Annotated in this window: 9 protein-coding genes; 3 read left to right on the top strand and 6 right to left on the bottom strand. The window is 56.1% G+C overall.

Annotated elements, in window-relative coordinates:
- Nucleotides 1–518: 518 nt before the first annotated feature.
- Nucleotides 519–1,682: a type III PLP-dependent enzyme gene (locus ACM6IP_RS20795; RefSeq protein WP_095169439.1), complete on the top strand. Its 1,164-nt coding sequence runs from the start codon at nucleotides 519–521 to the stop codon at nucleotides 1,680–1,682.
- Nucleotides 1,683–1,725: 43 nt separating this feature from the next.
- On the opposite strand, the gene ACM6IP_RS20790 is transcribed toward ACM6IP_RS20795, so the two are convergent.
- The 4 genes from ACM6IP_RS20790 to ACM6IP_RS20775 all read right to left on the bottom strand — a co-directional run bounded on the left by ACM6IP_RS20790 (nucleotide 1,726) and on the right by ACM6IP_RS20775 (nucleotide 6,603).
- Entirely contained in the window at nucleotides 1,726–2,598 is an 873-nt protein-coding gene (locus ACM6IP_RS20790) for a hypothetical protein (protein WP_414862196.1), read from the bottom strand.
- Nucleotides 2,599–2,650: 52 nt separating this feature from the next.
- Nucleotides 2,651–4,855, bottom strand: a complete 2,205-nt coding sequence (locus ACM6IP_RS20785) for an alpha-xenorhabdolysin family binary toxin subunit A (RefSeq protein ID WP_414862195.1) — start codon at nucleotides 4,853–4,855, stop codon at nucleotides 2,651–2,653.
- Nucleotides 4,856–5,163: 308 nt separating this feature from the next.
- A complete protein-coding gene (locus ACM6IP_RS20780) occupies nucleotides 5,164–5,919 on the bottom strand; it encodes a tetratricopeptide repeat protein (RefSeq protein WP_414862194.1) in 756 nt (251 codons plus the stop codon).
- Between the two features lie 3 nt (nucleotides 5,920–5,922).
- The gene (locus ACM6IP_RS20775) at nucleotides 5,923–6,603 is read right to left on the bottom strand and encodes a Fe2+-dependent dioxygenase (RefSeq protein ID WP_095169443.1); all 681 of its coding nucleotides are present in this window, start codon (nucleotides 6,601–6,603) and stop codon (nucleotides 5,923–5,925) included.
- Nucleotides 6,604–6,811: 208 nt separating this feature from the next.
- Between ACM6IP_RS20775 and ACM6IP_RS20770 the strand changes: the two genes are divergently transcribed.
- Complete coding sequence (locus ACM6IP_RS20770) at nucleotides 6,812–9,139, top strand: TonB-dependent receptor (protein WP_414862193.1); 2,328 nt, start codon at nucleotides 6,812–6,814, stop codon at nucleotides 9,137–9,139.
- Between the two features lie 132 nt (nucleotides 9,140–9,271).
- The gene (locus tag ACM6IP_RS20765) at nucleotides 9,272–11,803 is read left to right on the top strand and encodes a PepSY domain-containing protein (RefSeq protein WP_414862192.1); all 2,532 of its coding nucleotides are present in this window, start codon (nucleotides 9,272–9,274) and stop codon (nucleotides 11,801–11,803) included.
- 44 nt (nucleotides 11,804–11,847) lie between these two features.
- On the opposite strand, the gene ACM6IP_RS20760 is transcribed toward ACM6IP_RS20765, so the two are convergent.
- Entirely contained in the window at nucleotides 11,848–12,750 is a 903-nt protein-coding gene (locus tag ACM6IP_RS20760) for a hypothetical protein (RefSeq protein WP_095169446.1), read from the bottom strand.
- A gap of 88 nt (nucleotides 12,751–12,838) precedes the next feature.
- A partial coding sequence (locus ACM6IP_RS20755; protein ID WP_414862191.1) for an alpha-xenorhabdolysin family binary toxin subunit A occupies nucleotides 12,839–14,676 on the bottom strand: 1,838 nt, incomplete at its 5' end.

Here is a 14,676-nt window from a genome sequence, read left to right as displayed (position 1 = left end):
GTAAGAGCGTTTTGCTTACTTTTGCGCTGTTCAAAAGTGAGCCGCCGTTGGCGGAACCATAGGAGGCCGTTACCGCAAGAATGGATATGTACCCCGCCTAATCCAACACCCCAGAGGCCGCTACGAAGTTGTGTAGATACCTATGCCGCGATTGTGGGCGTCACAAATCCCTCTGACACCCCTCAAATATCCCTTCTACGGGAACATCACACTGTCATGCAGGTCGGTTACATCAGTAGCTGTCCGGGACCGCACGACGGAAGCGTGCAAAAACGCGACATTTTTTGTTGATCTCAAGCCCCTCACGCCCTAAAGTTCGCGCCGAACGTCCATGCTGGAAACGATCCATCCGGCTCAAGTACTGACGACGAGACAGCAAGGCCAAGGGACGCAGGTGATCCCATGGCCTTTTTGCTTTCGGCGACATGCCTTGGGAAGTAGGCGAACCAAAGTGGGGATACGGAGGACGTTCATTTGCACCCATTGTTAATTTCAGTTTGCCAGTAGGAGTTCCCAGCATGTCGATCAACGTCGAAGACTATTTCGCGCGCGCCACTTTTGACAAAATGAAGGCGTTCGCCGACAAACAAGAAACCCCGTTCGTGGTGATCGACACCGCGATGATCAGCCAGGCCTACGATGACCTGCGCGCCGGTTTCGAATTCGCCAAAGTCTATTACGCGGTCAAGGCCAACCCGGCCGTCGAGATCATCGACCTGCTCAAGTCCAAAGGTTCGAGCTTTGACATCGCGTCGATCTACGAGCTGGACAAGGTGATGGACCGTGGCGTCAGCGCCGACCGCATCAGCTACGGCAACACCATCAAGAAATCCAAGGACATCCGCTACTTCTACGAGAAGGGCGTGCGCCTGTTCTCCACCGACTCCGAAGCCGACCTGCGCAACATCGCCAAGGCTGCACCGGGTTCAAAAGTCTATGTGCGGATTCTCACCGAAGGCTCGACCACGGCTGACTGGCCTTTGTCGCGCAAGTTCGGCTGCCAGACCGACATGGCCATGGACCTGCTGATCCTGGCTCGTGACCTGGGCCTGGTGCCGTACGGTATTTCGTTCCACGTCGGTTCGCAGCAACGCGACATCAGCGTCTGGGACGCAGCGATCGCCAAGGTCAAAGTGATCTTCGAGCGCCTGAAAGAAGAAGACGGTATCGAGCTCAAGCTGATCAACATGGGCGGTGGCTTCCCGGCCAACTACATCACCCGCACCAACAGCCTGGAAACCTACGCCGAGGAAATCATCCGCTTCCTCAAGGAAGACTTCGGTGATGACTTGCCGGAAATCATCCTGGAGCCGGGCCGTTCGTTGATCGCCAACGCCGGCATCCTGGTCAGTGAAGTCGTACTGGTCGCGCGTAAATCCCGTACCGCAGTAGAGCGCTGGGTGTACACGGACGTGGGCAAGTTCTCCGGTCTGATCGAAACCATGGACGAAGCCATCAAGTTCCCGATCTGGACCGAGAAGAAAGGTGAGATGGAAGAAGTGGTGATCGCTGGCCCAACCTGCGACAGCGCCGACATCATGTACGAAAACTACAAGTACGGCCTGCCGCTGAACCTGGCCATCGGTGACCGCCTGTACTGGCTGTCCACCGGCGCGTACACCACCAGCTACAGCGCCGTCGAGTTCAATGGCTTCCCACCGTTGAAGTCGTTCTACGTGTAAGTATCTGCAGTGATGAAAAAGGTCCATATCAATGGACCTTTTTTTATTGCCTCAACCACAATTCGATGTGATTCAACATGCTCATGAGTTCTTCAGCATTCTCCTGAGCAGCAGCCAGCTTCACATTCAGTCTTCCCACGGTCGTCATGTCATCTGTTTGCGTGAGCTCGACTCGTGCACTGTCAAAACGCAGGCTGAGCTCCTCAAAAAAACCTCCCATCCAGACACCCAATAATTCCATCCGCCTGAAGAGAGCCATTACGTCGGCCTCATACTCCCTTGCCTTGATCAGAGGATCAGCGCTGGAATACTCGATATCCCAGAGAGGGGTCGTGTCATCTTCCCTGAACAGCTCTGGGGCCACGCTCGGTTGTGCATGACATTCACAGGTGCGATAACCCATTGCCCTGGTGAATATCGATTTCAGCCCAAAGGAATGCTCGCATACGTCTTGAACGATCTTCTCGACTGGAATCATGTCCCCCTTACCCGCAAAAAACAGGTTACCCAAACCGTAAACCAAGCCCTGGATGGTCCGAGGAACAGAGGCGTTCCAGATCGGCGAGCGAACCAGGCTGAAGTTGCCAAGATCCACCCCGTCGATCGGCTCGCGTCGAGACGTCCGAGCAGTGAACGCTAAAACCTCTTCCCTGAATGTCACCAGTGCCCCTATATAAGCAGCGGCGCAATCCCTCAGGTCTGCAACGCGCTTCCACAGCCCTTGCAGATTTCGCTCATCCCAAGTGACATGATTCAGACGCGAGTCGTAGGGTAAACCTGTCCGCTGATGACCGCTTTTTGCTCGCCGAACAAAGAGCAGATTGACTTTGTCATGTGTCGAAACGACCGTAGAGAGGAAAAAGGTATAACGATCCAGTGTGCGACGCTGACCACTGACAAACGTGTAGACAGCCATATGCATACCCCCTTGAAGCGGAGGATGTCTGACCCACCCTCCGGCTGTGTATTTACAGCGTCAGTGACTTCAAATAGTTGATGTCCTGTTTAATCTCGGCAATCGCAAACTCGACCCGAGCCTCGACAGGTTCCGCCTCATTCTCGGTAAACTTGCGGGACAGGCTCTCAAAGTAAACGAGCAAAGCGGAGAATTCAGCCACATAGCCCGAGCGTTCCTCATCGACTTTATCCAGTGCTTCCAACAATTTGATTTTTCCATCAGCACGTTCGACATCACTGCTACATTTTCTCGCTTGATCCTTCAGCTCGGTCAATCTCTTGTTGAGCCTGTCCAGCTCCTCGGTCATATTTATATAGGAGACGGTCGTACCGATACTCTCGATTAAACTTTTCAACGTATCGATGGCAAGCATGGCAACTTCAACTTGCGGTGGAGTCATTCCCAGCTCCATCACTTTATCCTTCGACAATTCCACTTGTTTGCCAAATTTTTCGATTCCTACCTTGGCGAGCAATTCAATGCCATCAGACACCGACTTAATCTTTGGCTCCAACTCATCCCGCTGCTTTTCCAGGACAGCCTGACGTTCTTCGGCATACTTGCGCTCAACGTGCACCTCCTTCGCCAACTGCGCCGAATCATCCCGACTGTAGGGCCCCAGCAGCTTTTTATTGAGGCTCTTCAGTTTGTCGAATTGCCCAGTGAGCTGGTCAGATAATTTCTTCAACTCCTTTTGCATATCTGTACGAACTTCGTCGGCATCGGCGGGCGATTCAACTTCCTCCTGCAACCCCCCCAACTTCTTTTGTGATTGTTGCAGATGAATAATCGTCGTATCACTGATCACCCGCAAGTTGGCCGTAGCCTGGCTTGCAGCGAGCGCCAGCCCTTGGATTTTTTCAACGCTGCCCTTTTGATAACTCCAGCGTTCGAACAGCATCTGCGCGGTAATATTGGCATCCTGGATTTGAGCGTTAGCGGCACGCAACTTAACAACATTGAAAATTGGAGTATCCGACGCAGTAAACGACCTGAACATTCTCATACCCTCTATACCCAGCAACTGGCCGGACTCATACTCTTTATCCGCCTCTGCAAATACACCCAGCAGTTGATCCGCACTGTTTTTTATTTGATTCCAAGGCTCGACGATACTCAGCACTTGATTTTTAAATTGCCTCAGCGACAACGCATTATCGAGTAGATCTGCATCCTCTTTCGAAGCCTCGATATAGAGCGCCAGCGAATTCCACACCAACATAAGATTTTGCGTCGCAACTTCAGCCTCAATGGTCACATCCCTGAGCTCCTGAAGATCAGTGCGTATTCGGTTCAATGAGCTCAGCGTCTTGTTTTTGCTGAGCATTTGCAGATTGTCGTGCTGCTGAGCTTCTTTCAGGGCATTTCGTTGCTTGCGAATTTCTTCGGCTTTAACGCCAGTGTAAATACCGAGAACCAACCCCGCGATATTGAGAGACGCTGCCGCCATGATCGCGTCCTGGACCATCTTGTCATACTGCTGGCTGACCTGCTCAATCTCCTCCGAGCGCTCATCAATTTTCTGTTGAAGTTCCTTGATATCGCTTTGATAAGTATTCTCCGACACGGCTTTCAATCGCAGTTTGATATGCGGCAACACCTCTTCGCGCATCGCGGATCCAAACCTGTCGATTTCATACCTCACCGACGTCGCCTTGGCATGGGCACTCTGTACTTTGCTTAGCATTTCATCAAGATAGCTTCTTAACTCATGTAGATCGCCCGCAGACAAATCGAGGGTAGGAAGCCCTGGATTCAGGAATTTCTGCTGGAGATACTTCTCCGGGGTATCGATACCGTGCTCTTCCAGGTAGCTCGATATTTTTTGGTCCTCGTAGATCTCGACGATTCCATTGCCAATCCGCAGAATGCTGCCAGCAAAGATCTTCAGATCAGTGCCCGTCATCATTATTTTTTCCCGCAGTGGCGACCAACTCCTGGCATGATCATAGGTTTTCCTGAACGTCAACTGGAAGTCACGGGCGGTCAGCCCCGGACTGCCAGTATCCCCTTGGCCATAGTCCAGATACACAATGACATCGTCAATTTCCACGGGAAGCGACAACCCAAGAACTTCATACTTTCGCAAACTGACTATTTGCTCTTTAGTCAGCTGAAAGCCCGGCTCTCGATTGTATTCTTCGCCATCACCAACTGAAGCATCCACAAATAGCTTTGGCGCCAAGACTGCCGCATAAAGTATTTTATCATCCATCACTGAACTCCATTTCAGTGCCCCTACGGGCAGAATCAAATATCCTATTGTTGGCACCACTAATCTGTCATAAACCCAATAAAGATTTACCCGGGGTGCCCACCAACATTAGTACCCAACCAAGCAAACTTCCACAGAGCAAATGTTAAAAATAAACTCAACAACTGTTAGTTCAGCACACAAAACACAACACCCTAGGCAACACTTGTTGTTCGCGCACAGAAACGCCACCCTCAAACTTAGTTTGGTGGCGCCGTCTTATACAATAAAAATCTTATCCCCAGAGCTCAGGCGCTAAATTTGAACACTTACAACTCGATTAGTTGAGATAAGCGCACTTGATAGGCGTCCGCCATCTCGCGGATTTTTGGATGATCTGCGCCGAGCAGCGATGCACTGCTGACCCGCAGGAAGTTCACATTGCCACCGACCAAGGCTTTCCTGAGCCACACGAGCGCTTCATCGACGTGACCGTCCTGCGCCAGCAATGTTGCATGGCTGAATTGCCCGCGAAAATCGCCACCTTCGGCTGACCGCCGATACCAGGCGCGCGCCGCTGACGGATCGGCGGTGCAGGCCAGTCCTTGTTCAAGATAGCGCCCCAGCAGGTTCATTGATTTGGCGTGACCGGCGTCAGCAGCGCGCCGATACAGGTTCAACGCCTGGACCTGATCCTCAGCCACTCCGCGCCCGGTTGCCAGCAGATTGGCATAGTTGTACAGCGCCCAGTCCAGGCCCGCATCGGCGGCGATTGCATAGTGCCGTGCGGCAGCCGAAGCATCCGCCACACAACCCCAACCATGCTCATGGCAACGGCCGAGCATGTTGCGCGCCATCAGGTGTCCGCCCCGGGCTGCGATTTCGAACCAGCGCACGGCCAGTGCCTGGTCCTTGGCAATGCCTCGCCCTTCCAGCAGGATCTGCCCCAGCAGCGCCTGGCCGTCGATGCTCTCGGACTTGGCCGCCAGGACAATCGCCTGGGCCGCGCGGGCCGGGCTTTCGCCGAGCATGGCGCGCAGTTGCTCGCCGTTCAGGACTTCTTCACGGCGCAATCGAAAGTCCACGGCTCAGACCTCGACCCAGCGACGCAGCAGGTTGTGGTAGGTTCCGGTCAGGCGGATCAACGACGGGTGATCTGGCATGTCCTGGGTCAGTTGCTGGATCGCTTCATCCATCTCGAACAGCAAGGCGCGCTGGCTGTCCTCGCGCACCAGGCTTTGGGTCCAGAAGAACGACGCGTACCGCGTGCCGCGCGTGACCGCATTGACCTTGTGCAGGCTGGTGCCCGGGTACAACACCAGATCGCCGGCCGGTAACTTCACGCGTTGGGTGCCGAAGGTGTCCTGGATTTCCAGCTCGCCACCGTCGTATTCGTCCGGGTCACTGAAGAACAGGGTCGACGACAGGTCGGTGCGCACGCGTTCGACACTGCCCTTGGGTTGGCGCACGGCGTTGTCGATATGAAAGTCGAAACTGCCACCGGCGGTGTAGCAGTTGAGCAAGGGCGGGAAGACCTTGTGCGGCAACGCGGCGGACATGAAGCGCGGGTGCTTCCACAGTCGGTCGAGCATCGCCGCGCCGATTTCCTGGGCCAGCGGGTGGCCTTCTGGCAGTTGCAGGTTGTGCTTGGCCTTGGCCGATTGGAACCCGGCGGTGATCTTGCCATCGGCCCAATCAGCCTGCTGCAGCGCCTCGCGGATGCGCTGCACCTCTTCACGGGAGAACAAGCCGGGAATATGCAGCAGCATGGGGGCGACACCTGAAAGTCAAAGGATCGCAATGGTATTGATTCTTATTGACTATGTAAAACCGGCGTGACGAACGAGAACGTAAAAACCGTAAGGATAAATTGTAAAGAATGTAAATTAAATGCAAATGGCAATATTTCGCAATTGATACAAATACGTGTTTACCCTATATTCCGCGGCCTCAAATCCTTGGGGAGGGGAATTCACCATGTCACGCCAGCCACAACAATCACCGGTCAGCTCACCACGTTTGCTCGCGTCTGCAATTGGCGTGGCGATTACCGCCAGCTCCGCCGGACACATGGTTTTCGCCGCAGAAAAGACTGACGCGAAAACCTCCGGCAATGCGATCGCACTGGACGCTACCAGCGTGACCGGTGAAGCTTCGGATGCGACCTCCTACCAGGTTGAAAAGGCCTCTTCGCCCAAGTACACCGCGCCGCTGATTGACACCCCACGCTCCGTGACCGTGATTCCGCAACAGGTCCTCAAGGACACTGGCGCCCTGAACATGCAGGATGCGCTGCGCACCGTGCCAGGCATCACCTTCGGTGCCGGTGAAGGGGGCAACCCGCAAGGCGACCGCCCATTCATCCGTGGTTTCGATGCCCAAGGCGACACCTACCTGGACGGCGTGCGCGACACTGGCTCGCAAAGCCGTGAAATCTTCGCCGTGGAGTCGATCGAAGTCAGCAAGGGCCCGAACTCCGCCATCGGCGGTCGCGGCGCCGCTGGCGGCACCATCAACCTGGTGAGCAAAAAAGCCCACCTGGGCGATTCGCTCGACGGTGGTTTCACCTGGGGCTCCGACCAGACCCAACGCTACACCCTGGACGGTAACTACCAGTTCAACGATAACGCCGCTGGCCGCCTGAACCTGATGAGCCACGAAAGCAACGTGGCCGGTCGCGACAGTGTCGACTACGACCGTTGGGGCGTCGCACCATCCCTGGTGTTCGGCCTGGGTACCGACACCCGCGTCAACCTTGACTACTACCACCTGGAAAGCAACGACACTCCGGATTCGGGCATTCCCTACAGCATGCCGGCGTCAGGTCTTTCGGCCGACCGCAACAAGGGCAACCCGGATAAGCCGACCACCGGTGGCGGCAGTGACAGCAACTTCTACGGCCTGACCGACCGCGACTTCCGCAAGACCCGTACCGATACCGCGACCTTCGCCATCGAGCACGACCTGAACGACGCGCTGACCGTCAAGAACACCCTGCGCCACGGCAGCAGCATGCAGGACTACATCCTGACCCAGCCGGACGACAGCAAGGGCAACGTCAACAACGGCACCGTGTGGCGCCGCGCCAACACCCGTGTCAGCAACACCGACACCACCACCAACCAGACCGACCTGTTCGGCGACGTGTACATCGCCGGCTTCAAGAACAGCTTCTCCACCGGCATCGAGTTCAGCCGTGAAGAAAGCGAGAAGTCTTCGTACAACGTCAACACCAACACCGGGCTGAGCACCAGCAAGTGCAACCCGTCGCTGATCGGTGCTTCCAGCGGCTACAACTGCACCTCGCTGTCCAACCCGACACCGAGCGACCCATGGAACGGCGCGATCTCGCGTAACTACGCCGGCACCGATACCAAAGCCGACACCCGCGCCATCTACGTGTTCGACACCCTCGAACTGTCGCAGCAATGGCTGGTGAACATGGGCCTGCGTTACGACCATTTCGATACCAAGTACCGCACCTACGATGGTGCCGGTGCGACTGTCGTGAACAAAGGCATCGAAGCCAAGGGCGAGGACACCAGCGAGTTCATCACCGGTCAGTTCGGTGTGGTCTACAAGCCGGCGGAAAACGGCAGCATCTACGCTTCCTACGCCACTTCCGCGACGCCACCGGGCAACTACGTCGGTGAAGGCATGGAAGGCAACTCGCTGGCAGGTACCCCTGACCGTGCGGGCAACCAGCTCAAGAGCGACATGGAGCCGGAAACCACCAAGAACTACGAAATTGGTACCAAGTGGGACCTGCTGAACGATCGCCTGTCGTTGACCGCCGATATCTTCCGCACCGAGAAAGACAACGCCCGCGTCCAGGTCGATAGCACCACCTACGAAAACGCCGGCAAAACCCGGGTCCAGGGTCTCGAACTGTCGGCCAGCGGCAAGCTCACCGACAAATGGCAAGTCTTCGCCGGCTATGCCTACATGGACAGCGAGCAAGTCGACGGCGGCCCGCTCAGCGTGACCGACGGCAACGAGTTGCCGAACACCCCGAAAAACAGCGCCAGCGTCTGGACCACTTACCAGGTCACGCCGAAGCTGACGGTCGGTGGCGGTGCGTTCTACGTCGATGACGTATTCGGCAGCGTGGCCAACACCACCATGGTCGACTCCTACGTGCGTTACGACGCGATGGCTGCCTACAAGCTGAGCAAAAACGTCGACCTGCAACTCAACGTGCAGAACCTCACCGACGAGACCTACTACGACAAGGCGTTCTCGACCCATTTCGCCAACCAGGCGGCGGGCCGGACGGCATTGTTGAGCACCAACTTCCACTTCTAAAGGAAGCGTGCAGCCCAAGGCCCCGTTCATCTCGATGAGCGGGGCTTTTGTGCGTAAAGAACCAGGCTTACCGATAACACACGGCATAATGCGCGCCGTGAAATACATATTTGAACGAACAAGGCGGTCGACGTGTTGAAGAAAACCCTGTTCCAGCTGCACTGGTTCTTCGGTATCAGCGCGGGGCTGGTCCTGGCGCTGATGGGCTTTACCGGGGCCACGGTGTCGTTTCAGGACGAGATCCTGCGCGCACTCAACCCCCAGGTGCTGCAGGTGGAAAAACTTCCTGCCGGGGTGTTGCCACCCGCCGACCTGGTGGCCAGGGTCGAAGCCAGCGAGGGCAAAAAAGTCTCGATGCTCTGGGTCGACATCGACAACGGTTATGCCGCGCGCCTGTTCTTCACCCCACCGCCGGGCGAACGACGCGGGCAGATGCGCTACGTCAATCCCTACACCGGCGAGCTCATGGGCGAGGTGGTTGGCCAGGACTTTTTTGGCTTGATGCTGCAACTGCACCGCTTTCTCGCCATGGGTGATCTCGGTCGACAAATCACCGGTGCCTGTACCCTGATCCTGGTGTTTTTCTGCCTTTCCGGGCTGTACTTGCGCTGGCCACGCCAGTGGCGCAGCTGGCGCGCCTGGCTGACCCTGGACTGGCGCAAAAAAGGCCGGGCCTTCAACTGGGACCTGCACTCGGTGGCCGGCACCTGGTGCCTGCTGGCGTACCTGCTGGCCGCGCTGACCGGGCTGACCTGGTCCTACGAGTGGTATAGCAAGGGCGTGACCAAACTACTCTCCGACGGACCGCAAATGGAGCGTGTACGCCAGCCGCGCGGTGGGCCGCCCCCAACCGGTCCGGCGCTGGTGGTCGACTACAACGCAGTCTGGAGCAGCATCTACAGCGTTGCAGGCCCGGACCTGAGCGCGTACAACGTGCGCCTGCCGCCGGTGGCCGGCCAGCAGGCCACGGTCTACTACCTGTTGAAGACCTCGCCCCATGACCGCGCGCTGAACCAGATCAGCCTCGACCCGGCCACCGGGATCATCAAGCGCCATGACCGCTACAGCGACAAGAGCCTCAATGCGCAATTGCTGACCAGCATCTACGCGCTGCACGTTGGCAGTTACTTCGGGCTCGCCGGGCGCATCGTGCTGATGGTCACATCCCTGCTGATGCCGCTGTTTTTCATCACCGGCTGGTTGCTGTACCTCGATCGACGACGCAAGAAACGCCAGGTCCAGCAAGCTCGCAAAGACCTCGCGCCAGCCACCGGCGATGCCCCGGCCTGGCTGATCGGGTTTGCCAGCCAGAGCGGTTTTGCCGAGCAACTGGCCTGGCAGACCGCCAGCCAACTGCAGGCCGCCGGCTTGCCGGTCAAGGTCCAGCCGTTGGCCGATCTGAGTGAACAGGACCTGCGCGACTCAAGCAACGCGCTGTTTGTGGTCAGTACCTTTGGCGACGGGGAAGCACCGGACAGTGCCCGTGGTTTCGAGCGCAAGGTGCTGGGCCGGGCGGCGAGCCTGTCCAGCCTCAACTATGCGGTGCTGGGGCTGGGCGACCGGCAATACCAGCACTTCTGTGGCTTCGCCCGGCGCTTGCATGGCTGGCTGGCTGAGCACGGCGGCACCACCCTGTTTGCCCCGGTGGAAGTCGACAGTGCCGACCCCTACGCCTTGAGTCATTGGCAGCAGCAACTCGGCCAACTGACCGGCCACGCCCCGGTCACCACCTGGCAAGCCCCCAGCTACAACCATTGGACCTTGAGCAAACGTGAGCTGTTGAACCCCGACAGCAGCGGTGGCGAAGTGTATTTACTCGGCCTGACCGCCCCTGACACCAGCAGTTGGCTGGCCGGCGACCTGGTGGAAGTGCTGCCACGCAACTGCCCGTGGGCGGTCGAGCACTTCCTTGAGGGGCTGGGTATCCCGGGCGAGACGGCGGTACAGCTCGATGGTTTGCTCGAGACCCTCGAGCAGGCCTTGGCCAGCCGCCAGTTACCGGACAATCGCACACACCTGGTCGGCTTGCATGCCCAGGCCCTGGTGGACGCCTTGGTACCCCTGGCGATGCGTGAATACTCGATTGCCTCGATTGCCGCCGACGGCGTGCTCGAGTTGATCGTGCGCCAGGAGCGTCGCCCCGACGGCAGCCTGGGCATCGGCTCTGGCTGGCTGACCGAACACGCGACCGTCGGTTCGGCGATCAGCCTGCGGGTGCGGCGCAACAGCGGCTTCCATCTGCCGGCCGCCCCGGTACCGATGATCCTGCTCGGCAACGGCACCGGCCTGGCCGGCCTGCGCAGCCTGCTCAAGGCCCGCATCGCCGACGGCCAGACCCGCAACTGGTTGCTGTTTGGCGAACGTAATCGCGCGCATGACTACCTATGCCGCGACGAGCTGGAAAGTTGCTTGATCGAGGGCGACCTGGAACGCCTGGACCTGGCGTTCTCACGGGACCAGGCCGAGAAAATCTACGTTCAGGATCGCCTGCGCGAACACGCCAGCGTGCTCAAGCAATGGCTGGCCGATGGCGCCGTGATCTACATCTGCGGCAGTCTGCAAGGGATGGCTTCAGGGGTGGACCAGGTGCTCAACGAGGTGTTGGGCGCCGAGGTGGTGTTGCAGTTGATCGAGCAAGGGCGTTATCGCCGCGACGTTTACTGACCTTGGCCGGACGCAGCCAAAGGCGCGTCCGGCGCCCTAAAAATTCATTCTTCATCCGCACCAAAAGCGGTGTGATTCCTCTCGAACTCCGACCACTCTCCAAGGCGCTCAGCCCTTACTCGAAGACCAACAAGCACCTCGGCGAGCAATTCACACGCCAGCAACAGCGTAGAGAACCTCGACACGGCTGTGATCGTAGAGAGTCGCTTTATCATCGTGCGAAAAAAATACTGAATCCGATACAGGAAGTCCCCAAGGTTTAACAACGCCGAGGACGTAGAAGCATAGATTCGTGCCAACCGGTCCAGCTCGGCTTTCCTATTCAAGTCATCCTCAATGACGCTTTCCCACAACTCGGCAAGGAAAGTCGCCCGCTCCCCACAGAGGAACCAGGTTTCACATATGCTCTGTGGCGCTTGCGTGGAAGGAAGAGAAAGTTCAGACGCTCTCGTCTTCAAGATCGGGGCAAACAGCTTGTGGATATCCTGCCGAAGCGAACTCACTTCAGCTGAGAATTCCTCCACAAATGACAGCGCATTGGCATACTCTCTCGACAACTGATCTGTGACACCGACAACTTGGTACTTACGGCAAATGCTTTTGTCAGTGTCGGTAAAATCGAACGAATCGCACAACATCGAGTTCAACAGTAAGCGCCGGTCCTTCGGAGCGTGAAGCAAGGCTCGACGACAGGCCCCGTGAAATACTTCGCCCCTGTTGACACACCCTAGAATGTCTTCACTTAAAGCACCCGCCTGACGCATCAAATAACGACACCGATCGAGATTCGTTTTCGCTGCCTCACTGAGATCGTTGGCGTACAGCGCCAACACCGGCGCGAACTCCGGTCGATGGGTTACGACATCCCCACACCCTACCTGCAATAAAAACTTATAGTACTTTCGAACAACGATGTAATCTTCGGCACCCAATAAAAGCACATCCATGGCTGATACCCCAGTAAATGAACGCAAGAAAAAATCGCGTGCCATTAACCCTTGCACGCGACTTTTCGGGGTGTTTAGTTAACTGCAGTTACAGATAGGTTACCGGATCGAGAAACCTGACAAAGGTGCTCGCCTCTTGCATGAATCCAGCAACCTGATCCTGTAGGCCACTGGCCTGGTAGTCCGCCAGGCTCACCAGGAATCGGCTGACTACGGCAGCCGCAACCGCATACTCCTCGACATACAGTTTTCGCTGATCATCCATCGCATGAAAGGCTTTGATCAACTCCACTTTATCGTTGATGTTTCGCCCCTTTCGACTTTCAACGGCTATTTCTTGATAAATCTCCTCGACAGTCACCCGCAGCGTGTGACTTTCCTTAATCATCGATACAAACGAAATACTTTTGACCACTCCTTCCAAATCCTGTTTCAGCTTCTCGACCGCGGCCATCACCAATTGCACCTGAGGCGGAGTTGCGCCAAGCTCCTTTACTTTATCCAGAGTGAGCTCCACAGACTTAAAGGCCTCTGAAAGCCCAATTTTATTGAGCTCATCCACCGCATCTGAAATAGTTTTCAACTTCTTTTCAGGCTCAACCAACTTGCCGTTCAGACGCACAAGTACAGCTGCATGATCAACTAAATCCGTCTGGAGCGCGGCCATGAAGCCCGCGGTCATACCTTGATCAAACGGCACGCTGATCGCGGCCCTGCGTTCAATCACTTTGTTTGACATGCGAGAGGCCGCTTCATGCGCTTGCGCCAATAACTCAACCTGCTCGCTGTGGATATCTTCAACCTCATCGGATCCTTCGGCCAATTCTTGATTGAGCGCGGCCAACTGGGCGATTCGGGATTTAAGATCAAGTTTTGTCGTCAAGGCTGACTCTGCCAGATCACGTAAGCTGCCGCTGACCGCACCCTGCACGCCCTCAAACACGTCACTCACTGTGGGTAAATAGTTGCTCTTGAGGAAATACATCCTGGCTTTGACAGCCTCATCGCGCAACTGCTTACTGCAATCACGCAGGATATCAACCTTCAACTCTGGATAGGTTTGAGTTTGCACCAGCGTTTTCATGCTCTTCGCTCCTTGAATACCATATCCAGCCTTAAACTCTTCGTCGGCCTCCTTGAACAGTGCCACCAGTGCATCAGCGTTCTGATGAATTTCGACCCACGGTGCCGCCACCAATCTGAACTGAGTCATGAACTGCCTCAGTTTGACAGCGTCCTCCATTTTCGAGATCTCCTTGGCGGACTGACTCGTATAGTTATGAATCACGTTCCAGACATGAATCAGATTTTTTGTCGCCACGTCGGCCTCGACCGCAACGACAGTCAGATTCTGCATATCTGATCTGACCCGTTGAAGTGAACCCAAGGTTTTATTCATGTTGGAAAGCTGCTTGATTGCGTCATCCTGCTCTTCGCCCAGGTTATTGCGCTCGGCACGGGTATTTTCAGCTTCAACGCCGTAATAAATCGCAACACCCAACCCAATGAGAGAAAAGCTCGAGGCTGCCGTCAACGATTGACTGACCAACGCCTTGTATTGAGCGTTCAACTCATCGATACGGCTCGCACGCCGATCAATCCCCTTGTTCAGCACTTCAATATCAGAAGCGTAGGTATTATTTGAGATGAAGGCTGTTAACAACTTTATGCGAGGCGTTACTTCTTCACGTAGTTCTACTGCAAAATTATCCAGATCATTTTTTATGCTGACGACATCGTCCAGGTACTCCTTGATTTGGCCGGCAATCAAGTCCAGCACATCACCTACATCAGATGCGATCTCGTTATCCAGTAGCAACCCGGGGAACTCGCTCCCTGCCTTGAGCTCCCACTCCCGCAATTGCTCATAGGTCGAAATATTTTGGGCTTCCAACCTGTTGACAGCCCGCACATCACTGTAGATTT

This window comes from Pseudomonas sp. IT-P176, from assembly GCF_949767245.1.
Taxonomy (GTDB): Bacteria; Pseudomonadota; Gammaproteobacteria; order Pseudomonadales; family Pseudomonadaceae; genus Aquipseudomonas.
The sequence above is the reverse complement of the archived record's forward strand: the minus strand, read 5'-3'. Positions and strand labels throughout refer to the sequence as shown.

Excerpts from the sequence above, each read along its gene's own strand:
- ACM6IP_RS20760 (WP_095169446.1), bottom strand. The coding sequence starts at position 12,750 with ATGGATGTGCTTTTATTGGGTGCCGAAGATTACATCGTTGTTCGAAAG.
- ACM6IP_RS20790 (WP_414862196.1), bottom strand. The coding sequence starts at position 2,598 with ATGGCTGTCTACACGTTTGTCAGTGGTCAGCGTCGCACACTGGATCGT.
- ACM6IP_RS20795 (WP_095169439.1), top strand. The coding sequence starts at position 519 with ATGTCGATCAACGTCGAAGACTATTTCGCGCGCGCCACTTTTGACAAA.
- ACM6IP_RS20775 (WP_095169443.1), bottom strand. The coding sequence starts at position 6,603 with ATGCTGCTGCATATTCCCGGCTTGTTCTCCCGTGAAGAGGTGCAGCGC.
- ACM6IP_RS20770 (WP_414862193.1), top strand. The coding sequence starts at position 6,812 with ATGTCACGCCAGCCACAACAATCACCGGTCAGCTCACCACGTTTGCTC.
- ACM6IP_RS20785 (WP_414862195.1), bottom strand. The coding sequence starts at position 4,855 with ATGGATGATAAAATACTTTATGCGGCAGTCTTGGCGCCAAAGCTATTT.